Raw genomic sequence first — 22,100 nt, 5'->3', positions numbered from 1 at the left:
CCCGCCGGGACACGCGTCAGGGGCACGCGGCCCCGGCGGGACGACTGGCGGACTCAGGTCTGCGGAACGATCGACTCGCCCGCTGTCACCTCCGGCAGGTGCTCACGGATCATGTAGCCGCCGGCGCAGACGATCCAGACCGCGGACAGCAGCAACGGGACGGTGGTCATCAAGGTGCCGCCGGCAACGAACACGCCGTCGGTGGCGAACACGCCGAACGCGCCGGCGAACGACACCACGGCGGCCAGCAGCGCGAGCCACCCGAGCCAGTTCGGCATCATCCGGGTGCGCAGCACGCCGATCCCGGCCGCGGCCAGCGGCAGCGCGGCGGCGAAGCCGATCATCGTCGTCATCACCGCAGTCAGCTCGAACAGCAGGACGGTGAGCGCGGCGTCCCGGCCCTCGATGCTGTAGGCGGTCGCCGCGGACAGGCCCGCGGTCACGAAGATCGCACCGCCGACCAGGACCGATCCCGCCAGGATTGCGAGGTGGACGTCACTGCGCTCTTCCCGCTCCCGGATCGCCTCGGCGAAGGCGGCGGCGAACCAGATGATCAACCCGGCCGCGGCGGCCCACATCAACGACCCGACCAGCATCGAGGTCCGGGCGTCGTTCAGGAAGGCGGTGATGCTGCCTTCCGACTCGTCCACCGTGGGGAGATTGCCGGGCAGGAACCTGCCCAGGAGTGCCAGGACGACGAAGGCCAGTCCGGCGACGCCGCCCCAACGCAACTCGTGTCGCTCAGTCATGGGGAACACCTCCAGTGCGCACACCCGAAATGGACGTGCGTCTACTGCTGATGTTCCTCCGCTTCAGGCGGTCGTCAAGAGGGCCCGTCCGGCGAACAGGCGCACCGCCGGACGGACTCGTCAGCACCTACTGGAGAACGGTTGCCAACGCCTCGTACCCAGGCAGCAGGTCGATCCCCTCACGCCCCAGTTGCTGGACCGCGACGTGGTCGGCGCCGGCCTCCAGGTGGGCCTTCAGACCGTCTGCGATCTCCACCGCCGTGCCGTGCAGCACCAGCGCGTCGACCAGCCGGTCGCTGCCGCCGTCGTCCAGGTCGGCGTCGGTGAACCCGAGGCGCTTCAGGTTCGACCGGTAGTTGCTCAGCTGCAGGTACGACGCCAGGTAGTCGCGGGCCGTCGTCCGTGCGATCTCGTCGTCGGTCTCGAGCACGATCTTCTGCTCCGGCGCAAGCAGCACACCGCCCCCGAGCGTACGACGGGCCTCGCGAGTGTGCTCGGGAGTCGTCAGGTAGGGCAGCGCGCCCGCCGTGCGGGACCCCGCCACCTGCAGCACCTTCGGGCCGAGCGCGGCCAGCGCCCGCCGGTCGACCGGCACCTTGGCGTCGTCGAGGTCGTCCAGGTAGCCGACGATCGTGTCGTACGGCGACTTGTACTCGCCGGTGCGCTCCGGGTGGCCGATGCCGACCCCGAGCAGGAACCGGCCCGGGTGCTCGTCCTCCAGCCGGTGGTACGAGGCGGCCACGTCGGCCGCGGGCGATTTCCACATGTTCACGATGCTGGTGCCGACGGCAACGGTGTTCGTTGACGCCAGCAACACTTCCGCGTCGCGCAGGCCGGCGTCCGGGGAGGCGCCCAGCCAGAGCGCGCCGTACCCGGCCTGCTCCAGTCCCGCCGCCAGCTCCGGGCCCCAGTGTTGAGGTCCGTGCCAGACCCCGAAGCGTCCAAGTTCTACCGCCACGCGTACTCCTCTCGTCGAACCGTTCTCAGGCTGCAACCGGGAGCGGGCGGGCTCCATTCCGTGCTGGGAGAAGCATCCCCGACCCCCACCAGGGCACGTCAACGATGACTGCCGGCGCAACCACCATGTGGACGGCCTACAGGTGCGCGGCGATCTCCGGGATGCGTCGCTGCAGGTCCACGAGCCGTCGCTCGGTGCGGTCGGGTTCGCCGACGTTGAGCAGGTTGAGCATGCCTGAATCACCTGTTTGCTGGCCGGCCCGGATGACGCGGGCCGACCGCTGCGCGCGGATCGGGGCGGCTTCGAGGATCTGGAGTGCGGTGAAGGGGCCGCCGTACGACGTTGCCATCAGGCGCAGGCGGTCCGCCTGGAAGGCGGGGTCCATCGGGATCGCGAGCGGAGCGGTGTTCCAGGCGGCGAAGGCGATGTCGTCGAGCGGGACGCCCGGACCGGCCATGTCCCAGTCGATCACGCCGCTGAAACCGGCCTCGGTGCCGATCCAGTTGTAGTACCCGTAGTCGTGCATGCAGATGATCTGTCCGGCAGCGAGTTCGCCGCGACTGGTGCGCCAGACGAGCTCGCCTTCGGGCCGGTACGACGTGACTACGCGGTGGTACTCGGCGAGCCAGCGCATCGCGTCTGCCAGGACGTCGTCGGGCACCTCGGGGCCGTACGCCGTACCGGGGAGGTAGTCGAGGATCTCGCGGTCCTGGTCGTCGTAGCCGCGCACGCGCGGGAGACCGGTCAGCCCTGCGTCGGCAAGGTAGTTGAGCAAGGCATGAACTGCGGGCGTCCACGGACCGGTGGCGCGGCGGACGGTGTCGCCGACGCGGACGGCGCCGCCGACGTTGCCACCCGTCAGGGCGACCTCTTCGTCCATGTCAGAACCTTCCTGTCTGCGTTTCGATCGGGGGTACAGAGGAGCGCACCAGTCCGCTTTTCCGGGCAGTGCAAGACTGGCGTAAAGGGAGAAGTGGAGGTTGCGTCAAGATTGCGCAAAGCCTGCCGGGCAAGGGATCCCGGTGTGAACGTCACCCTGACCGGGGAGGTGGGGCGGGGCCGCATGCACACAGTGCCACGGCGTCTCAATGGAGTGTAACCGAACCGCCGGGCAACGGTTCCGCGAGTCGCCATCGGATAGGACCATCCAGTCAGGTGGTATGAACCTTGCGGGCTTACACTCGGCAGCGACCTGGCAGCTCACCCCTCACCGCCGGGCCGCGGACACAACGATGTGGGCCGCACACCTGGAACGTGAAGGAAGGGCAAGTTGTGAAGGTCGGAGTACCGAAGGAAGTCAAGAACCACGAGTACCGGGTGGCGATCACCCCGTCCGGCGTGCACGAGTTCGTGCGCAACGGGCACGAGGTTCTGATCGAGCAGGGCGCGGGGACCGGTTCACTGATCCCCGATGACGAGTTCGTCGCGGCCGGAGCACGGATCGTGCCGACCGCGGACGACGTCTGGGCGGATGCTGAGCTGGTGCTCAAGGTGAAGGAGCCGGTGGCCGAGGAGTACCACCGGATGCGGCGGGACCAGGTCCTGTTCACCTACCTGCACCTGGCCGCGAGCACCGACTGCACCGAGGCGCTGCTGAAGTCCGGCACCACCGGTATCGCGTACGAGACGGTTCAGCTTCCGGACGGCACGCTGCCGCTGCTGGCCCCGATGAGCGAGGTCGCCGGCCGGCTCGCGCCGCAGTCCGGCGCCTACCACCTGATGGCCAACGGCGGCGGACGCGGTGTTCTGCTCGGCGGCGTGTCCGGTGTGCACCCGGCCCGGGTGGTGATCATCGGCGCCGGTGTCTCCGGCATGAACGCGGCCGCGATCGCGCTCGGCATGCAGGCGCAGGTCCAGTTGTTCGACCGGAACATCGCCCGGCTCCGCCAGGCCGACCAGATCTACCAGGGACACCTGCTGACGATCGCCGCGAACTCGTTCGAGATCGAGCAGGCGGTGCTGGAGGCTGACCTGGTCATCGGCGCGGTGCTGGTTCCCGGTGCGAAGGCGCCGAAGCTCGTCACCAACGACATGGTCCGCCGGATGAAGCCGGGCAGCGTGCTCGTCGACATCGCGATCGACCAGGGCGGCTGCTTCGAGGACTCGCGCCCGACGACGCACGCCGACCCGGTCTACAAGGTGCACAACTCGTTGTTCTACTGCGTCGCCAACATGCCCGGTGCGGTGCCGAACACGTCGACGTACGCGCTCACGAACGTGACGCTGCCGTACGCGATCGAGCTGGCGAACCTGGGCTGGCGGGAGGCGATGAAGCAGGACCACAGCCTCGCGCTCGGCCTGAACACGCACGACGGGCACGTGACCTACGGACCTGTTGCCGAGGCCCACGACCTGTCCCAGCTGAAGCTCGACGAGGTGCTGGTCTGAGCATCAGCCGGGCGGTCGGCGCGTACCTGGACCACCTCACGGTGGAGCGTGGCCTGGCCGCGAACACCCTGGCGTCGTACCGGCGTGACCTGCGCCGGTACGACGGCTACCTCGCGGCCGCCGGGATCGACGACCTCAGCCGGATCACCGAGGCCGTGGTCAGCGACTTCCTGATGCGGCTGCGGGAGGGCGACGCGGACCATCCGCCGCTCACCGCGTCCTCGGCCGGCCGGACGGTGGTCGCCGTACGCGGGTTTCATCGGTTCTGTCTGCGTGAGGGACTGACGGCGGTGGACCCCGCGGCCGCGGTGAAGCCGCCGGCGCCGCCGCAACGGTTGCCGAAGGCGCTGTCCGTGGACGAGGTGTCACGGATCCTGACCGCGGCCGCCGGGGCCGAAGCGGAGCCGGCGGTGCTTGCGACGCGTGACGCGGCGTTGCTGGAGTTCTTGTACGGCACCGGCGCGCGCATCTCAGAGGCGGTCGGGCTGGACGTCGACGACATCGACCTCGACGCCGGGGCGGTGCTGCTGCGTGGCAAGGGCAGCAAGGAGCGCGTCGTGCCCGTCGGGTCGTACGCCCGTGACGCGCTGTCGGCGTACCAGGTCCGCGGACGTCCCGACCTGGTGCAGCGCGGGCGCGGGACGCCGGCGCTGTTCCTCAACGCCCGCGGTGGCCGCCTGTCCCGGCAGAGCGCCTGGACCGTCCTCCGCCGAGCCGCCCAACGCGCCGGCATCGCCAAGGAGATCTCCCCCCACACCCTCCGCCACTCCTTCGCCACCCATTTGCTGGATGGCGGCGCCGACGTCCGCGTGGTCCAGGAGTTGTTGGGCCACGCCTCCGTCACCACCACCCAGGTCTACACCCTGGTAACAGTCGACAAACTCCGCGAGGTTTACGCGACGTCCCACCCCCGCGCGCTGTCGTCCTGAGCCACCCCAGTTCGCGTTGCTGGCGGGTGGAGGGTCGTTCCCGTCTGGTTCGCGTCGTACGGCAGGCTCGTGAAAAGGTAGGGGCGGTGCACGGAATTCGGGGACGGTGTGCGATCATCTGGTCACGGTTGGTCACGCGGAGGCGGTGATCGGCCGGGTCCGGAGCTTTGTCGACAAACCACCCCACCCCGGTGCGGAGTGGCTGGTTGAGAGTGCTTGAATGCACGCTTACAGTCGCTGGGATCGCCCGTATCGGTTGAAAGGTTTGGCGAGTCATGAACGAGTCGACATTCCCGGGCACCGAGCAGTTCCCGCCGCCGGCCCGACCGATCGCGCCGACGGTCTCCCAGCCCGCTGCCACGCCCCAGCCGCAGCGGAACCTGACCCCACCCGACAACTATGCGGAGATGCCCCGGCCGACGGCCAAGCTCACCGCGGAGGACATCGCACCTGTGAACGACCCGCACGGCCCGAGGAACAAGATCGGGCCGACCGGACGGCCGCTGCCGGACCTCCCGGAGCCGAAGCCGCCGACGAAGACCGGCCCGGCGCAGGTGATCGCGATGTGCAACCAGAAGGGTGGCGTCGGCAAGACCACCACCACGATCAACCTCGGCGCGGCGATCGCCGAGACCGGCCGCAAGGTGCTGCTGATCGACTTCGATCCGCAGGGCTCGGCCTCGATCGGCCTCGGCGTGCAGCCGCACGACCTGGATATCTCGGTCTACAACCTGCTGATGCAGCGCGACATCACCGCCGACGAGGTGATCCAGCCGACCCGGGTGGAGAACCTCGACCTGCTGCCGGCCAACATCGACCTGTCCGCGGCCGAGGTCCAGCTGGTCCAGGAGGTCGCCCGCGAGTACACCCTGCAGCGCGTGCTCGAGCCGATCATCCCGAACTACGACGTGATCCTGATCGACTGCGCGCCGTCCCTCGGTCTGCTCACCGTGAACGCGCTGACCGCGTCCAACGGCATCGTCGTACCGCTGGAGTGCGAGTTCTTCGCGCTGCGCGGGCTGGCGATGCTGACCGACACGATCGGCAAGGTGCAGGACCGGCTGAACCCGAAGCTGGAGATCGTCGGGATCCTCGGCACCATGTTCGACGGGCGGACGACGCACGCCCGGGAGGTCCTCGACCGGGTGGTCCAGGCCTTCGACGAACGCGTCTTCCACACCGTCATCCGGCGTACCGTCAAGTTCCCCGAGACCACGGTCGTCGGCGAACCGATCACGACCTACGCCCCGTCCTCGTCCGCGGCCACGCAGTACCGCGATCTTGCCAAGGAGGTGCTGGCGCGTTGTCCCGCCGGGTGAGCCTGCCAGGTGCCAGTGAACTCTTCGGGGGTGCGGCACCGCAGCAGACCAGACCCGAGAAGCGCACCACCACTGACGGACCGCCGGCGTCGACCGTGCGGTCCCGTACGGCGGTCGTCGACGACCGCAAGTCGAGTGGTCGGATCCGGCACGACACGAAGATCACCGTGTACGTGACGGAGGAGGAGCTGCTCGGCCTGGAACAGACCAGACTCGCGTTGCGCGCCGACCACGGCCTGACGGCCGACCGCGGCCGGATCGTCCGCGAGGCGATCGACGTGCTGCTGGCCGACTTCGTCGACCACGGACCGGACTCGGTGCTGGTACGGCGGCTCAAGGCCTCGGAGTGACCGTGGCGGACTCGCTTCCGTTGGAGCTGTCTGGGGACGACGCCGCGCCGACCATTGCCGAGGGCAAGGGGTTCAGCGTTCACCTGGTCAACTTCGAGGGGCCGTTCGACCTGCTGCTGCAGCTGATCAGCAAGCACAAGCTCGACATCACCGAGATCGCGCTGTCCCAGGTCACCGACGACTTCATCGCCCACATCAAGGCGCTCGGGTCGGAGTGGGACCTGGACCAGACGTCGGAGTTCCTGCTGATCGCGGCGACCCTGCTCGACCTCAAGGCGGCCCGGCTGCTGCCGAAGGGCGAGGTCGAGGACTCCGAGGACCTGGCCCTGCTGGAGGCGCGCGACCTGCTGTTCGCGCGGCTGCTGCAGTACCGGGCGTTCAAGCAGATCGCGGCGCTGATGCAGGAGCGGATGGCCGCCGAGGCCAAGCGGTTCCCGCGGGCGGTGGGGGTGGAGCCGCGGTTCGCGGAGTTGCTGCCCGAGGTGCTGCTGGGGATCGATCCGGCCGGTCTTGCTGCGTTGGCGGCACGGGCGCTGGCGCCGAAGACCGACGTACCGGAGGGTGTGTCGCTGACGCACCTGCACGGGTCGCAGGTGACGGTGCGGGAGCAGGCCGCTGTCGTCGTGGATCGGTTGCGGCGGCAGCGGAGTACGACGTTCCGCGCGCTGATCGCGGACTCGCCGGACACGGTGACGACGGTGTGCCGGTTCCTGGCGCTGCTGGAGTTGTTCCGGGAGGCAGCTGTCTCCTTCGACCAGGTGACGCCGCTGGGGGAGTTGACGATCCGGTGGACCGGGTCGGACGAGGGCGACATCGACGTCAGCGACGAGTTCGACGAGGTGTCGCGCCCCGACTCCGAGGACGGCGAGGCCCCACAGGTCTCCGACGACACCGACTTCCTCGAACCCGGCGCAAGCGCCACAGTTGAAGACGACGTCGAGCCCGCCCCGGCCGACGCCCCGAACGAGACGGCGAACCAGTGACCGAACACCCCCCAACCCACCCCAGCTTCGTACCCGAAGGCGCCGAAACCCCGGACTCCACCTCCGCGCCCTCCCCCAACCCCGAAGCGCACCCCGCCGACCTCAACGCAGCCCCCGCCCCCTCCCCCCATCCCGAAAACACCACACCCTCCGCGGACCCCGACCCCGCCCCCTCCTCTGCGGACCCCACCGACCCCGACGACCCTGAGTCCTCCGCGCCCGACGCTTCCACCGACCCAGGCCCGACCGGCGAGGCAACCACCGAGTCCACCGAGGCAGACTCCACCGACGCGACCCCAGAGGCGACCGACGCTTCACCCGACGCCGCAGACTCCGCGGATCTCGCCGAGTCGGACGACGAGGTCTCCTCCGCCGACGCGTCCACCGAGGCGACCCAGATCGAGGAGGCGAGCGCCGACTCCAGCGAGGTCCACTCCGCCGACGCGACCCAGGAGGCGACCGACGCCGCAGTGGGTGCCGACGACTCGACCACCTCCGCGGATCTCACTAGGTCCGACGACGAACGGTCGTCCACCGACGCCGACGGCTCCACCGAGGCGACCCCGGCGGAGGAGGCGAGCGCCGAGGCGACCGCGGACGCCGGCTCCGCGGATCGCGTAGACGCTGACGGGTCCGGCGTACCGGGGGATGAGGACTACCTGGAGCCGGGGCAGACTGCGGTGCCGGTGGGGGATGAGGTTGTTGTTGACGACGAGACGATGCGGCGGGCGCTCGAGGCGATCCTGATGGTGACGGACGAGCCGTTGCCGGTGCTCACGCTCGCCCGGGCGGTCGGGCGACCGACGGGCGACGTGTCGGCCGCGCTGGGCGCGCTGGCCGCTGAGTACACCGAGCAGGGGCGTGGGTTCGACCTGCGTGAGGTGGGCGGCGGCTGGCGCTACTACACCCGCGTGGAGGCGGCGCCGTACGTGGAGAGGTTCGTCCTCGACGGCCAGCAGGTCCGACTCACCCAGGCCGCACTGGAAACGCTCGCCGTGGTCGCGTACAAGCAGCCAGTCAGCCGCGCCCGCGTCTCCGCGATCCGCGGCGTGAACGTCGACGGCGTGATGCGCACCCTCGTAGCCCGCGGCCTCGTCGAGGAAGCCGGCGCCGACACCGAGTCCCAGGCGACCCTGTACCGCACCACGTCCTTCTTCCTCGAACGCATGGGCATGCAGTCCCTCGACGACCTCCCCGAGCTAGCCCCCTACCTCCCCGACATGGACGACATAGAGGAAGAACTAGCCGCCCAAGCCCTTCCCCCAGCGTCCTCAGAGGACAGTACGACGGACGCCGCCGACGAACAGCCGTCGCAAGCCGAGGTGCCGGCCGCAGATGCCGACCCGGCTGGATCACTTCGGGCGGACCCGGCAGACGCGGAGCACACCACGGCGGACGAGGCTGCCGGAGCCGAGACCGGCATCGACGCAGGCCTCGCAACCGACGAGCTGGTGTCGTCAGAGGACGGTACGCCGACCGAGCCGGCCGAACCGCCGTCGCCTGGCACCGAGCCGGATGCCGAGTCCGTCGAGGTGGACGAGGTCGCAGCGGACGAGACCGGCATCGACGGAGACCTGGCAGCCGACGAGCCCGTCGACCTGGACGTCGAGCACAAGCCGAGCGACCTCGACCTCGACCCGTCCACAGAGTTCTCAACCGCAGACGAGCCGACCGCGGGAGACGAAGCAAGCACCTCCGAGACAACCGCGGACGATGAAGCGGGCGCCCCTGAGGCGTCTGCGGACGACGAGGCGGGTGCGTCGGAGGTGAGCGCGAACGACGAGTCGGTGGATCAGCTCGGTGAGGCGGACGACGAGCCGGAGGAGACAGCCCGCGCGGACGAGTCTGGCGAGGGTGGCGCTGGGATCGACGGGGATCTGGCGACCGGTGAGCCCGTTGAGCTGGACGTCGTACGTGAGCCGGGGGAGCTCGAGCCGTCCGACGAGTTCGAGACCGCTGACGGGTCGGCCCCGGGCGACGGGCCGGCCGAGGACGCGAGCACGCCTGCGGCGAGCGCGGACACGGCGAGCACGGCTGAGGCGAGCGCTGACACGGCGAGCACGGCTGAGGCGAGCGCTGACGACAAGGCGAAGCCGTCTCAGACGAGCGCGGAGGACAAGGCGAGCGCGCCTGAGGCGGGGGCGGGCGAGGCATCCGTCGTGGAAGGCGAGTCTGCCGCCGATGGTGACGGTGACGCGGCGGACGCGGCTGATACAGCGGGACAGCCTGATACTGCGGCCCCAGCTGACGCGGCGGGAGAGGCTGATACGGCGGACTCAGCTGATGCGGCTGAGACGGGGGACGAGGCTGGGGTGGCGGGGAGTGCGGCTTGGGAGCGGTTGCGGGGGTGGGGATCGCAGGATGGGTGAGGTTGAAGGGGTTCGGCTGCAGAAGGTGTTGGCTCAGGCGGGGGTGGCTAGCCGGCGTAATGCGGAGATCTTGATCGAGCAGGGCAGGGTCGAGGTCGACGGGCAGGTGGTGACTGAGTTCGGGCGGCGGGTAGATCCGGCGGTTTCGGTGATCCGGGTTGATGGGGAGCGGATTCCGCCTACCAGCGCTCATGTGTACCTGGTGCTGAACAAGCCGCGTGGCGTTGTCTCCACGATGTCGGACCCGCAGGGGCGGCGCTGCCTGGCGGACTTCGTTGAGGAGCGGCCGGAGCGGCTCTTCCACATCGGCCGGCTCGACACCGACACCGAGGGGCTGCTGCTGCTCACGAATCATGGCGAGTTCGCGCATCGTCTGGCGCATCCGTCGTACGAGGTCTCCAAGACGTACGTCGCCGAAGTCGACGGCAACGTGAAGCCGGGAGTACTGCGCAGCCTCCTCGACGGCGTCGAGCTCGACGACGGACCGGCGCAGGCGGACACCGTCAAGGTGATCTCCAGCATCCGCGGCCGGACGCTGATCCAGATCAGCCTGCACGAGGGCCGCAACCGGATCGTCCGCCGCATGTTCGACGCGGTCGGTCACCCGGTCAAACGCCTCACCCGCACCGCCATCGGCCCGGTCCGCCGAGGCAACCTCCACACCGGCGAACTCCGCGAACTCGACCAGAAAGAACTAGGCCAACTCCTCGACCTGGTCGACCTCTAGACACCCCGACCCGTCGTACCGGCTGACCCCGTCGTACCGGGCGAGCCGGTGGGGTAGGTCGGCTTGTGGTGGGGGGCTACTCGCCGTTCAGGGCGCCCGTGGGGTTGGTGATGGTGCGGCGGAAGCGGAAGTGGGTGGGGTCGGTGAAGGAGGTGGGGACCTTGCCGAGGGGGTTGATGACGGTGGCGGTGCCGTTGGCGTGGCTTACGGCGTACAGGTAGCCCGCGCCGGTGTCTTTGTCGATGCCGAGGAGGAGGGTGCTTGCGCGGCCGCACTTCTCGGCGATCAGGGTTTCGAAGCCTTGCCAGGTCCGGGTTCGCACCTTCTTGACGATCGGTACGGCGGTCGCGCCGAGCGGGATCCGGATCGTGTAGAGCGCGCCGCCGCGGGTGTTCGCGAGGAACGTGTCGTACGTCGCCGTCTGGCTGATCAACGTCATCGTCTTGACCGCGTCGAACCCCTTGAAGACCTTGGCCTGACCCCAGCCCTGGTTCCACCGGTGGATCGTCCCGGACCACAGCGCGTAGTTGTTGGCCCGGTGCGACCCGTCGTCCGGGAAGTAGAACGACTCCTCGACATAGCTGATGCTCGGCGTCCACCCACCGCCGATCAGCGTCTGCTCGTACGTCTCCGGCGTGACGTCCGTCAGGTTGTCGCCGACATGGTAGTAGAAGTCGTACAGGCTGTTGCCGATCGTCACAGTGCCGAACCGGTGCTCGCCCTCGCTCGCGCCGGGCTCCCACGCGACCGACGTGGCCAGCCGCCCCTGCCCGTCCGGGAACAGGTCCTTCGGCCCGTCGACCGACTGTACGACGCTCGGCGGCGTGGTCGCGGAGATCTGCTGGAGCCGGTGACCGCCCGATGCCGTCACCGACCCCAGCCTGAGGCCACACGCGGCCGTTGTGCTGGCCGCTGCCGTCGGGACGAGTGTCGCCGCCAGCAGTACGGCGCTCAGCGTGCCTGCCAACCCAGGAAGTGTCCTCATACCCTCGTCGATGCACTGCGTCGCCAGAAAGTTACAGCGCCCGATCGAAGAAGCTCCGCACCAACTTGCGTACGGCGGTGATGCCGCAAGACGTACTGCCGATCAGCCGAGCCCGTGCGGCCGACGTGACCACACCAGCCGCCCACGTCAGGTCACCAGCAAAAGCGAAGGCGGGCGACGTGCTGGTCAGGATCGTGGAGGTGAGGACGGCGGTGAAGGTTCGTCTCCTCATGATGCCGACGCTGGCAGTCGCAACCCGTGGCGTCACTACTGTCGGCCGGACCTCCGCCCGAAGATCCACCTGCTGGTCCGGAGAGCGCTCAACTCGCAGTCGGTTGACATCAAAGGGATAACGCCGGGAAACGGCGCGCCTGAGACATGTCCCGGTTGTCGGAGGTGCCACGTACTGTGGGTGTGTGAACCGGCGAATCTTCGGTCTGGAGAACGAGTACGGCGTCACGTGTACCTTTCGCGGTCAGCGCCGACTGACCCCGGACGAGGTGGCGCGGTACCTGTTTCGGCGCGTCGTGTCCTGGGGGCGGAGCAGCAATGTCTTCCTCCGCAACGGGGCCCGGCTCTACCTCGACGTGGGCTCCCATCCGGAGTACGCGACCGGTGAGTGTGACTCGGTCACCGACCTGATCGCGCACGACAAGGCCGGTGAGCGGATCCTCGAGGGTCTGCTGGTGGACGCGCAGAAGCGGCTGCACGACGAGGGCATCTTCGGCGACGTGTACCTGTTCAAGAACAACACCGACTCGGCCGGCAACAGCTACGGCTGCCACGAGAACTACCTGGTCAGCCGGCACGGCGACTTCGCCAAGCTGGCCGACGTGCTGATCCCGTTCCTGGTCACCCGGCAGCTGATCTGCGGCGCCGGCAAGGTGCTGCAGACCCCGCGCGGCGCGGTGTACTCGGTCAGCCAGCGCGCCGAGCACATCTGGGAGGGCGTCTCCAGCGCGACCACACGGTCCCGGCCGATCATCAACACCCGCGACGAGCCGCACGCGGACGCCGAGCGCTTCCGCCGGCTGCACGTGATCGTCGGCGACTCGAACATGTCCGAGACCACGATGCTGCTCAAGGTGGCCAGCACCGATCTGGTGCTGCGGATGATCGAGGCCGGCATCGTGATGCGCGACCTGACCCTGGACAACCCGATCCGGGCGATCCGGGAGATCAGCCACGACATGACCGGCCGCCGCGAGGTCCGGCTGGCCAACGGCCGCGAGGCCAGCGCCCTCGACATCCAGACCGAGTACCTGACCAAGGCGCGCGACTTCGTCGACCGCCGCGAGCTCGGGACGCCGGCCGTCGAGCGGGCGCTCTCGCTGTGGGAGCGGACCCTGAAGGCGATCGAGTCCGGTGACCTGAGCGGTATCGAGCGCGAGATCGACTGGGTGATCAAGTACCGCCTGATCGAGCGCTACCGGCACCAGAACAACCTCGGCCTGGCCAGCCCGCGGGTCGCCCAGCTCGACCTGGCGTACCACGACATCCACCGCCCGCGCGGGCTGTACTACCTGCTCGAGCGCAAGGGCGCGGTCACCCGGGTGGTCGACGACCTGCGCATCTTCGAGGCCAAGTCGGTGCCGCCGCAGACGACCCGGGCGCGGCTGCGCGGTGAGTTCATCAAGCGCGCGCAGGAGCGCCGTCGCGACTTCACCGTCGACTGGGTGCACCTGAAGCTGAACGACCAGGCCCAGCGGACCGTGCTCTGCAAGGACCCGTTCAAGTCGCACGACGAGCGGGTCGAGAAGCTGATCGCCAGCATGTAGAAGCTGGGGGTCGTGGGGTGCACGGCGAGCGGTTGGGAAAACTGGTCGCGGGCCTGTGAGCCCTCCAGGTAGAACGGCGGCATGGCGATCGAGATCCGGCCGGTGACCCGAGCCGAGACGAAGGAGTACCTCCGCGCACTACCGTTCGTGAGCGGCCTGCCCCAGGAGGAGCCCGAACCGTCCGCCTGGTACGCCGGTGCGGCCGCTTGGCCACCGCAGATCCCCGCGACCGACGAGGCGCTCGAGCAGTATGTCGAGGAAATACAGAGCGACTGGTATCGGCCGCAGGCGGCATTCGTCGACGGCAAGGTCGCCGGGGCCTCGGGCATCGTGTCGGTCGAGATCACCGTCCCCGGACTGCAGCGGGTCCCGCTCGGCGGTGTCACCTCCACCGGAGTGCTTCCGACGTACCGGCGACGCGGGTTGCTGCGGAAGATCATGACCGCGATGCTCGACGACTGCCGGGAGCGCGGCGAGTTCCTCGCTGGGCTCAGTGCGAGTGAAGCCACGATCTACGGGCGATACGGGTTCGGGCCTGCGACGTTCCAGCAGCGGTGGGAGCTACGTCGTACTGACGCCGCGTTCCGCGACACGTTCGACGACCCCGGCTCGCTGCAGCTGGTGGAGGCGCCGATCGCTGCGGGTGCGTGGGCGACGCTGCATGAGCAGGTCCGGGCTGAACGGGTCGGTGAGATCAGCACACTACCGGGCAAGTGGGAGGGGCTTGGCGCGGCCGGACTGCCTGCGGACGGCTCTGGCCCGGCCCACCATCTCCTGCACCTCAACGCGTCGGGTGAGGTAGACGGCGCGGCCCTGTTCCGTCTGCCGTGGTCTGCGGACCCTGCGCAGGCCGGTGCGTTGCAGGTCTCGGCCTTTGAGACGCTGAACCTCGGCGCCTATCGCGCTCTATGGGGGCTGCTGACCGACTTCGACCTGACAAACAGGGTCGTCGCTGCCAAGCGTCCCGTCGACGAGCCGCTCCGCTGGATGCTGAAGAACTCACGGGCAATAAAGGTGACTCGGGCGCGGGACAACCTGTGGCTGCGGCTCCTCGACGTACAGGCAGCTCTGGAAGCTCGCGCGTACGCCGGTGCCGGTTCGCTGGTCCTGGACCTGTCAGACGACCTGTACGGGTCGAACGCGAGGAAGTGGCGGCTGGACGCCGGTCCCGATGGAGCGACCTGTACGGCGGTGTCCGGTGCGTCAGCGGATATCAGCCTCACGGTGGCGGAGCTGGGCTCCCTGTACCTCGGTGGCGTCAGTCCTGTGGTGCTCCTGCATGCGGGGCGGCTCGCCGAGCACACAGCTGGGGCGGTGTCCGTGCTGGACGCCCTACTGCGTCAGGACCGGGCTCCGCACAACGCTGTCGGCTTCTGAGGGCTGTGACTGTGCGTGGTGTGACTCAACGGTGACGCGGGCAGCGGGCGGTGTGGTTGCGCGTGCAGGCTAGGGTGGGCGCGTTGTTGACCGTGAGTCGAGCGGCGCGGATCGCGCCGGGATGTTTCGAGGTGCTCGTTTCGTGCGCAAGTTGTTGAGTCTGGTCGCGGTGGTCGCGCTCGGGTCCGGGCTGGCCGCCTGTGGCTCCGACGAACCGGAGTTCGGAGCCGGTGGGGTCAAGGTGACCTCGGAGTTCGGCCAGAAGCCGACCGTCACCCACCGCGAAGGTGACCCGGACAAGACCCTGGTGACCGAGGTCCTCAAGGAGGGCGACGGGCCGGCGGTCAAGAAGGGCGAGCTGCTCACCGCGAACTACCTCGGCCAGATCTGGCGCGACGGCAAGGTCTTCGACAACTCCTACGACCGCGGTGCGCCGGCGTCGTTCCCGATCGGGGTCGGCGGCGTCATCGCCGGCTGGGACGAGGCCCTGGTCGGCAAGAAGATCGGCAGCCGGGTGATGCTGTCCATCCCGGCCGACAAGGGCTACGGTCCGGCCGGCGGTAACGAGAAGGCGGGCATCACCAAGGACGACACGCTGATCTTCGTCGTCGACCTGGTCGGCTCGGCCGCCAACGACACCCCGCTGGACGCCACTCCGGCGGCCTCGGCGGCGAGTGCGATCAAGGTCACCGGCGCGCTGAACGCGGAGCCGAAGGTGACGGTTCCGGCGGGCATCAAGGCGCCGGCGAAGCCGGGCAAGCCGGTCGTGTTCGCCACCGGCAAGGGCAAGCCGATCGAGAAGGGCAGCCAGCTGATCGGCCGGTACGTCGTGTTCGACTACGCCGGCAAGAAGCAGGCCAGCACCTGGGACGGCCAGCCCGCGGCGCAGGGTCAGCCCGCGCAGCCGGGTGCCCCGACCGACCAGCTCCAGGTGGGCCCCGGCCCGAACGGTCAGACCGGCCCGCTGGACGCCCTCGCCGGCATCCCGATCGGCAGCCGCGTCCTCGTCGAGCTCCCGCCGTCCAAGGACGCCTCCGGCAAGGCCATCAGCGCCTTCGCGGTCATCGACGTACTGAACGCCTTCCCGGCCCCGAAGCAGCAGGGTCAGTAAGCGGCCTTCGGCCGGGTGGTGGAGGTAGTTCCCGGCCAGGGGCAGTAACTCCAGGCGTTGCGAAGGCCGGTCTCCCGTTGGGAGGCCGGCCTTCGGCCTGTCTAGCGGCGGAACCAGCGGTTGGTGTCTGGGTGGAAGGTGAGGGCCAGGGCCGCCGCCAGGGCGCTCAGGTGGACTGCGCGGAGACCGGCCGACAGGACGAACATCGGGGACCAGTTCAGGTCGGCGAGGTGGTGGTCGGCGAGCCAGGTGATGGGTTCGTAGATGAGGGACGCAAGGCCGACGGTGCCCAGGAGGCCGGCCAGCAGGTAGCGGGACCACGGGACGCCGTGGCGGAAGTAGCGGTCGATGGTGACGAAGAGGGCGCCGTACACGAGGGCGCGGACGGAGAGCTGGGCCGCGAGGGCAGGAAGGGAAGCATCCGCCTGGGTCGCGCCCACGATGGATTCCGCGACCCCCGCACCGATGGCGAGCAACCACATCAGGGTCGCCCACCGGGCAGTCAGCGGGGCTTCAACTGCAGTGATGGTTGCCATGCTCCCAGCGTCGCCGCCGGAGCCCTGAGCTTCAGGAGTACTGCGACCACACCCGAGGTGGACGTACCCCCACCGATCACCCTCGCTCCGGCGCTACCCCACGCTGCTGCGGCCGCCGTACTGCCGACTGATGCCCCGCATCGGCCTGGACACGGGAGCCGGGAGTCGACAGCACCGCCTGAGTATTGTCCAAACGCCTGTGGAACTCGTGCTGCCCGGCGACGTACGCCATCAGGTCGATGTCCTGCGGCAACTTCGGCGCCGCCCCGAAGATGCGGGTGTGCGAAGCGGCCAGCAGGACTCTGATCGTCGCGTCCCCACCGCGCTGGTACTCCGGCCCCTGGTACAGGTAGTACTCCGCCGCCGTGAACGCCCGCCGCGCGGCCGGGTCCGCGACCAGGTCCGCTCGGCCCTCGGCCCGCTGCGTCTCCAGGTCGCCCAGCACGGTGAAGGCCTCCTGCTGCAGAGCCCGCCGGTCGGCTTCCAGCCCGGTCATCGTGCACCAGATCCCTTCGGGCGGAACGGGGATCCCGTACGCCTCGGCGGCGGCGCTCCCGCGCATCAGCACGTTCCCCGGGATCGTCCGGCCGTCCGGCAACCGCACGTGGTTCTGGAGCATCTCGACGCGGGGCGGCAGCTCGGCCTGGAACCGTGCCTCGATGAGCGCGCCGAGCCGGGCCGCCGTCCGACTGCCAGGGGTCTCGGCGACCCGGACCACCAGACCGGTGGCCGGGTCGGTCGTCAGCTCCCGCCGACGGCCCGGACCGAAGCGATCCAGCATGCGATGGCCACCGATCGGGCTGTGGTACTGCTCGAGCTCGGCGCCGGGGCTCTGACCCTCGGCTGTCTGCGCGAGCTGATACCGCCACTCCGCGAGGTCGCGGTACAGCTGCACGAAGGCCATTGATCGCTCGCCCGGCGTCGACAGCCGGTCGAGCGTCCCGCTCAGCCGCTCCAGCGCTTGGTTGGCGGCGGCTGCCTGGAAGTCGGCGAACCGCGCTTTCTGGTCCCAGACCGCCGGGTTGTTCGTCGTCTTGATGAACTCGGGTGTCGGGAAGCTCGCGGCGGTGATGATCACGGCACGTCTACCAGGCCGGCGGCGTGGCGGCCGGAGGCGGCGGCGGCTTCGAAGTAGGCGCGGTCGGCGTCCAGGTCGCGGCCCATCGTCGACAGCTTCACCGGTGCTGCGCGCATGGCGTCGTACAGGCCGTCTACTCCCACGCGGACGACGCGGTGCCGGGCCTTCAGTGGCTCGGCGGCGTCCCGGACCGCGTCGCCGAACTCGCCCGGCAGGTCGGGTACGACGACATCCGCCGGCTGCAACGCCACCCGGCCGTACGCGGTCAGGCTGTGGTGCGAGATCCCGCGGTGTCGCGGACGCGGGTCGGCCTCGGAGATCCGCAGCGACGCCACAGCCCGCCCACCCAGCGTGCCCACCGCGTTGACTGCCTCACCGGACTGCACCCCGGAGAACCCCCACCGCGTCCCAGTCCCCAGGTTGCCCGGCCCCTGCGTCAGTACGACGACCTCCGCCGCCAGCACGTGTACGGCGGTCAGCAGCCCGGTGTGGACCGTGACAGCCTCCCGGTCCCCGCCGTACGCCTGTCCGACGGTCACAGTCCCACCCAGCCACCCACTGTCCCGCAGGGCCGCCACGGTCCGCGAGAACGCCAGCGGCAGCGCCCCACCGTCCGTCATCACGTACACCACCCGAGTGGTCGGCCGAGCCTCGTAAACACCGGCCAGTACGGCGGGGAGCGCCGAGTGGAGGTCCGCCACGACGACCGGCGTACCGAACAGGTCGTCCGCGTCGCGCAGCACATCGTGGTCGGGGGAGTCCTGCTCGTCCGCACCCAGCACCATCGCCTGCAGCGGCGTGTAGCGAGCCTTGACCAGGTGCCCGTGCTCCGGTGGGTCCTCGGGCAGCCGGTCCGGTACGGCGACCACCAACGCGTACCCGCCCGTCCCCAGGCCCTTGTCGAGCGCGCCGACGTTCAGCAGCACCCGGTCGCCGGCCACCGGCGTACCGACGAGTTCCGGGTAGGCGAGCGCGCGCACAGCCTGCGAACCGACCGTCACTGTCAGCTCGACAGCGCCCGCCCAGCTCCGCCCGACCTCACGCACCACACCGTCACGCCACCGAATCACAGGGCGACTGTAGTGCCTCGTACAGCGCCTCGAAGGTGTGTTCGAAGATTTCGGTGCGGGAGGGCGGGTTTTGACGCTTTCAGGCCGTAAGGTGGTCGGGTGTCGGCGCGGAAGAGTGAGCGACTGCTCAACGTGGTCATCTGCCTGCTGGTCGCGCGCACCTACGTGACCAAGGAACGCATCCGCGAGGTGGTCGAGGGGTACGCGGGCCAGACCGACGACGCCTTCGAGAAGATGTTCGAGCGGGACAAGGACGAGCTGCGCGACCTCGGCATCCCGATCGAGATGGGCACCATCGACAAGTTCTTCTCCGACGAGGTCGGCTACCGGATCCGCCGGGATGTCTTCGAGCTGCCCGAGGTCCACCTGGAGCCGGACGAGGCCGCCGTCCTCGGTGTCGCCGCCCGGGTCTGGCAGCACGCCAGCCTGGCCGAGGCGACCACGTCGGCCGTGCTCAAGCTGAAGGCGGCCGGGATCCAGACCGACCAGTCCGCGCTGAGCGCGATCGAGCCGCACGTCGGCGCGTCCGAGCCGGCCTTCGACCCGCTGTGGTCGGCCGTGGTCAGCCGGACCGCCGTACGGTTCCAGCACCTGCGCAGCGGCGCGTCGGAGCCGACCACGCGGACCCTGGAGCCGTGGGGGATCGTCTCCTGGCACGGCCGCTGGTACGTCGTGGGCCGCGACCGCGACCGTCAGGCGACCCGGATGTTCCGGCTGTCCCGGATCGGCGGGGACGTGAAGACGGTCGGCGAGCCGGGCGCGTTCACGGTGCCGGAGGGCACCGACCTGCGCTCGCTGGTGTCCGAGCTGGCGCCGCCGCGACCGACGTCGGAGGCGAAGGTGCGGGCGCGCACCGGTTCCTGCGTCAGCCTGCGGCGCCGAGCGAACGCGATCGAGCCGTACGAGGAGGGCTGGGACCTCCTGCACGTCCCGTACGCCGACTCCGGCGTGCTGGCTGAGGAGATTGCCTCCTACGGGCCCGACGCGGTCGTAGAGGGGCCTGGCGACGTACTGGATGGCGTGCTCTGGAGACTCCGGACGGTGGCTGGGGTATGAGTAATGCGCGTGACCAGGTGCAGCGGTTGCTGGCACTGGTGCCTTACCTGCGCGAGAACGACGGTGCGCGCGTCGACGACGTCGCCAAGGAGTTCGGCGTCCGGCCGAAGCAGATCATCGCGGACCTGAAGGTGCTGTGGTTCTGCGGGCTGCCCGGTGCGCAGATGGGCGACCTGATCGAGATCGACATCGAGGCGGCCGAGGGCGACGGCGTCATCCACATCAACAACGCCGACTACCTGGCCCGTCCGCTGCGGCTGGCCGCGGACGAGGCGCTCGCGCTGCTGACCGCGCTCCGGACCCTGCGCGAGGTGACTGCGGGGAGCGACCGGGACGCCGTCGACCGGGCGATCGCCAAGCTCGAGCGCGCCGCGGGTGAGGCCGCGGCGGCGAGCGAGGGCGCGGCGGCCCATGTGCACGTCGAGCCGGCCGCGCCGGAGATCGCCGAGACGGTCAACCGGGCCCTGGCTGCGAAGCGTCGCCTGCATCTGACGTACGACGTACCGTCGCGTGACGAGACCACCGAGCGCGATGTGGACCCGATGCGCCTGGTCGTGTCCGAGGGGCGCACGTACCTGGAAGCCTGGTGCCGGCTGGCCGAGGACGTCCGGCTGTTCCGCCTGGACCGGATCGCCGCCGTGAAGCTGCTCGAGCTGCCGAGCGAGCCGCCGCCGGAGGCGACCCCGCGGGACCTGTCGAACGGCATGTTCCAGCCGTCCGAGCGGGACCTGCTGGCCACCATCCGGCTCGCGCCGCCGGCCCGCTGGGTGGCCGAGTACTACCCGAACGAGTCGGTCGAGGAAGGCCCGGACAACTCCCTGATCGTCAAGCTCCGCGTCGCCGACACCGGCTGGCTCCAGCGCCTCGTCCTCCGCCTGGGCGGCGCCGCCACGGTCCTGGACCCACCCGACCTGACGATCCAAATAGCCGCCACAGCCCGCGAAGCCCTCTCGGCGTACGACGACCCGCCCTGACCCAGCCCTCGAATGCGGGTGGGTAGGGCTAGCCCTGGCTGAGGTGCTTTTCCAGGGGAGCGCGGAAGCGGGGAGTCACGCGGACGCCGGAGAGCCAGGCGGTCCAGCGGGCGGCTTCTGACTCGACCAGGGCGACGGTGTCCGCGCCGACGTCCTCCAGGAGTTGGTAGCGGACTTCGCCGGACTCTGGCTGGCCCCAGCCGCCGATGATGCGGCCGTCGGCCCAGACGGTCGGGCCGACGTTGCCGGTGTTGTCGAAGAGCTTCGCCTTGTGCTCGCCGAGGTACCAGTCCCGGTCCTTCCAGCCCATCGGCGTCGGGTCGAGAGCAGGCAGGAACGACACCCACGGCTCCACCGGCACCTCACGCGCCTCGTCGCCCGGCAGCACGTAGCCGACCTGCCCGTCCAGGTCCACCTCGACCGCCTCGACCGCAGCCAGCGCCTTCTTCGTCTGACCGCCCGTCCAACCAGCCCACCACTGCAGATCGGCCGCCGTACCCGGGCCGAACGACGACAGCCACGCCCGAGCCAGCGTCACCCGCGCCTCCTCGGCCGCGAGCTTGTCACCGAGCCCGCCCGGGACCCAGTCCTCAGCAGGCGACCACTGGTGCTGGCTGCTCAGCCACGTCCCCAGCGGCCGTCCACGTACGATCCGACCCTCAGCTGACAGCTGGAACAGCACACGGCTCGTCACGTACGGCTGAGCGGCGTACGCCTTGCCCTCTGCCATGCTGAGCCGGCTCCGCAGCCGCGGCTCGTCCGCAGACAGCTCCTGGGCGGTCGCAGACCCGCGCAGCGTCAGCGCAGTAGCGGTTGACTCCTCGACTGCCCGCAGCCACTTCCCGGAGGCGTCCAAGTCCGGCGCGATCCCCGCCTCGGTCAGGTGCTTGACCAGCAACTTCCGCTGCTTGACCGCGATGTCGTCCGTGCACGCCGCCTGCACGACCGGCGCGAACGCAGTGGGTACGACGAACACCGTACGGCGCATGCCGAGCATCCGGATCAGCGTCCGATCGTCGTACAGTGCACGCTCCGTGCCCGCCACCTCACTGCCAGGCACCCGAGCAGCGATGGACAGGTGGACGGTGGCGGGATCGGTGGCGTGCAGGGCGACGACGGACGCGGCCGCCTCGACCGGGTCCGCGGCCTGGACGTCCGGCCCGAGCCGGTGCCGCCGGCCGATCCGCGTCCGCCGCTCCTCGACCCCGATCCGCAACATCCAGCCCCCTCGCCGTACCGAAAGTTTCCGTGTTTCCACGCTCGCGGAAGCAGTCTGCCCGCTCACCGGCCGACCGGCAGCCCCGTTGGCCGCGTCGGCTGCGCGACACCCGGTTTTACCATCACGTTCCGGCACCGTTGTCCA

The 22,100-nt window shown here is 69.7% G+C and carries 21 protein-coding genes; 12 read left to right on the top strand and 9 right to left on the bottom strand.

Annotated elements, in window-relative coordinates; all coding sequences use genetic code 11:
* Positions 1–53 precede the first annotated feature (53 nt).
* The 3 genes from ACIBL3_RS31920 to ACIBL3_RS31910 all read right to left on the bottom strand — a co-directional run bounded on the left by ACIBL3_RS31920 (position 54) and on the right by ACIBL3_RS31910 (position 2,587).
* Positions 54–749: a DUF4386 family protein gene (locus ACIBL3_RS31920; RefSeq protein WP_396357472.1), complete on the bottom strand. Its 696-nt coding sequence runs from the start codon at positions 747–749 to the stop codon at positions 54–56.
* 127 nt (positions 750–876) lie between these two features.
* The gene (locus ACIBL3_RS31915; protein WP_396357471.1) at positions 877–1,707 is read right to left on the bottom strand and encodes an LLM class F420-dependent oxidoreductase; all 831 of its coding nucleotides are present in this window, start codon (positions 1,705–1,707) and stop codon (positions 877–879) included.
* Between the two features lie 136 nt (positions 1,708–1,843).
* Complete coding sequence (locus ACIBL3_RS31910; RefSeq protein WP_396357470.1) at positions 1,844–2,587, bottom strand: aminoglycoside phosphotransferase; 744 nt, start codon at positions 2,585–2,587, stop codon at positions 1,844–1,846.
* A 392-nt stretch (positions 2,588–2,979) separates the two neighbouring features.
* On the opposite strand from ACIBL3_RS31910, the gene ald reads away from it, so the two are divergent.
* The 7 genes from ald to ACIBL3_RS31875 all read left to right on the top strand — a co-directional run bounded on the left by ald (position 2,980) and on the right by ACIBL3_RS31875 (position 10,772).
* A complete protein-coding gene (ald, locus tag ACIBL3_RS31905) occupies positions 2,980–4,095 on the top strand; it encodes an alanine dehydrogenase (RefSeq protein ID WP_396357469.1) in 1,116 nt (371 codons plus the stop codon).
* Positions 4,092–5,024, top strand: a complete 933-nt coding sequence (xerD, locus tag ACIBL3_RS31900) for a site-specific tyrosine recombinase XerD (protein WP_396357499.1) — start codon at positions 4,092–4,094, stop codon at positions 5,022–5,024. The genes ald and xerD overlap by 4 nt, the downstream gene beginning before the upstream one ends.
* Positions 5,025–5,299: 275 nt before the next feature.
* Positions 5,300–6,343 (top strand): AAA family ATPase, encoded by a 1,044-nt coding sequence (locus ACIBL3_RS31895; RefSeq protein ID WP_396357468.1) that lies wholly within the window; start codon positions 5,300–5,302, stop codon positions 6,341–6,343.
* The gene (locus ACIBL3_RS31890) at positions 6,328–6,693 is read left to right on the top strand and encodes a hypothetical protein (RefSeq protein ID WP_396357467.1); all 366 of its coding nucleotides are present in this window, start codon (positions 6,328–6,330) and stop codon (positions 6,691–6,693) included. The genes ACIBL3_RS31895 and ACIBL3_RS31890 overlap by 16 nt, the downstream gene beginning before the upstream one ends.
* Positions 6,694–6,695: 2 nt before the next feature.
* Positions 6,696–7,676, top strand: coding sequence for a segregation and condensation protein A (locus ACIBL3_RS31885; protein WP_396357466.1), 981 nt, complete (start codon positions 6,696–6,698; stop codon positions 7,674–7,676).
* Complete coding sequence (gene scpB / locus ACIBL3_RS31880) at positions 7,673–10,045, top strand: SMC-Scp complex subunit ScpB (RefSeq protein WP_396357465.1); 2,373 nt, start codon at positions 7,673–7,675, stop codon at positions 10,043–10,045. The genes ACIBL3_RS31885 and scpB overlap by 4 nt, the downstream gene beginning before the upstream one ends.
* Positions 10,038–10,772, top strand: coding sequence for a pseudouridine synthase (locus tag ACIBL3_RS31875; protein ID WP_396357463.1), 735 nt, complete (start codon positions 10,038–10,040; stop codon positions 10,770–10,772). The genes scpB and ACIBL3_RS31875 overlap by 8 nt, the downstream gene beginning before the upstream one ends.
* 76 nt (positions 10,773–10,848) lie before the next feature.
* Here the strand turns inward: ACIBL3_RS31875 and ACIBL3_RS31870 are convergent, their stop codons facing one another.
* Together ACIBL3_RS31870 and ACIBL3_RS31865 are read right to left on the bottom strand one after the other, a co-directional pair.
* Positions 10,849–11,757 carry a hypothetical protein gene (locus tag ACIBL3_RS31870; protein WP_396357462.1) on the bottom strand — a complete coding sequence of 303 codons (909 nt, stop codon included), beginning with the start codon at positions 11,755–11,757 and terminating at the stop codon, positions 10,849–10,851.
* A 31-nt stretch (positions 11,758–11,788) separates the two neighbouring features.
* Positions 11,789–11,989 carry a hypothetical protein gene (locus ACIBL3_RS31865; protein ID WP_396357461.1) on the bottom strand — a complete coding sequence of 67 codons (201 nt, stop codon included), beginning with the start codon at positions 11,987–11,989 and terminating at the stop codon, positions 11,789–11,791.
* Between the two features lie 184 nt (positions 11,990–12,173).
* Here ACIBL3_RS31865 and pafA point away from each other — a divergent pair, with 184 nt between their 5' ends.
* The 3 genes from pafA to ACIBL3_RS31850 all read left to right on the top strand — a co-directional run bounded on the left by pafA (position 12,174) and on the right by ACIBL3_RS31850 (position 16,023).
* Positions 12,174–13,535, top strand: coding sequence for a Pup--protein ligase (pafA, locus tag ACIBL3_RS31860; RefSeq protein WP_396357460.1), 1,362 nt, complete (start codon positions 12,174–12,176; stop codon positions 13,533–13,535).
* 81 nt (positions 13,536–13,616) lie between these two features.
* Positions 13,617–14,912, top strand: coding sequence for a GNAT family N-acetyltransferase (locus tag ACIBL3_RS31855; RefSeq protein WP_396357459.1), 1,296 nt, complete (start codon positions 13,617–13,619; stop codon positions 14,910–14,912).
* A 142-nt stretch (positions 14,913–15,054) separates the two neighbouring features.
* A complete protein-coding gene (locus ACIBL3_RS31850) occupies positions 15,055–16,023 on the top strand; it encodes an FKBP-type peptidyl-prolyl cis-trans isomerase (protein WP_396357458.1) in 969 nt (322 codons plus the stop codon).
* 101 nt (positions 16,024–16,124) lie between these two features.
* Here the strand turns inward: ACIBL3_RS31850 and ACIBL3_RS31845 are convergent, their stop codons facing one another.
* The 3 genes from ACIBL3_RS31845 to ACIBL3_RS31835 form a co-directional block, all read right to left on the bottom strand.
* The gene (locus ACIBL3_RS31845) at positions 16,125–16,559 is read right to left on the bottom strand and encodes a hypothetical protein (RefSeq protein ID WP_396357457.1); all 435 of its coding nucleotides are present in this window, start codon (positions 16,557–16,559) and stop codon (positions 16,125–16,127) included.
* Between the two features lie 76 nt (positions 16,560–16,635).
* Complete coding sequence (locus ACIBL3_RS31840; protein ID WP_396357456.1) at positions 16,636–17,637, bottom strand: hypothetical protein; 1,002 nt, start codon at positions 17,635–17,637, stop codon at positions 16,636–16,638.
* Positions 17,634–18,707, bottom strand: coding sequence for a DUF3866 family protein (locus ACIBL3_RS31835; protein WP_396357455.1), 1,074 nt, complete (start codon positions 18,705–18,707; stop codon positions 17,634–17,636). Before ACIBL3_RS31835 ends, ACIBL3_RS31840 begins: the two co-directional genes overlap by 4 nt.
* Before the next feature lie 99 nt (positions 18,708–18,806).
* Between ACIBL3_RS31835 and ACIBL3_RS31830 the strand changes: the two genes are divergently transcribed.
* Positions 18,807–19,763, top strand: a complete 957-nt coding sequence (locus tag ACIBL3_RS31830) for a helix-turn-helix transcriptional regulator (protein WP_396357454.1) — start codon at positions 18,807–18,809, stop codon at positions 19,761–19,763.
* Entirely contained in the window at positions 19,760–20,737 is a 978-nt protein-coding gene (locus ACIBL3_RS31825) for a helix-turn-helix transcriptional regulator (protein WP_396357453.1), read from the top strand. Before ACIBL3_RS31830 ends, ACIBL3_RS31825 begins: the two co-directional genes overlap by 4 nt.
* Positions 20,738–20,765: 28 nt before the next feature.
* Here the strand turns inward: ACIBL3_RS31825 and ACIBL3_RS31820 are convergent, their stop codons facing one another.
* Positions 20,766–21,956, bottom strand: a complete 1,191-nt coding sequence (locus ACIBL3_RS31820; RefSeq protein ID WP_396357452.1) for a winged helix DNA-binding domain-containing protein — start codon at positions 21,954–21,956, stop codon at positions 20,766–20,768.
* Positions 21,957–22,100: the final 144 nt, after the last annotated feature.

Origin of the sequence: Kribbella sp. NPDC050124 (assembly GCF_044460355.1) — a bacterium.
Taxonomy (GTDB): domain Bacteria; phylum Actinomycetota; class Actinomycetes; order Propionibacteriales; family Kribbellaceae; genus Kribbella.
Note: the sequence above shows the minus strand (reverse complement) of the source record. Positions and strands in the feature narration are given on the sequence as shown.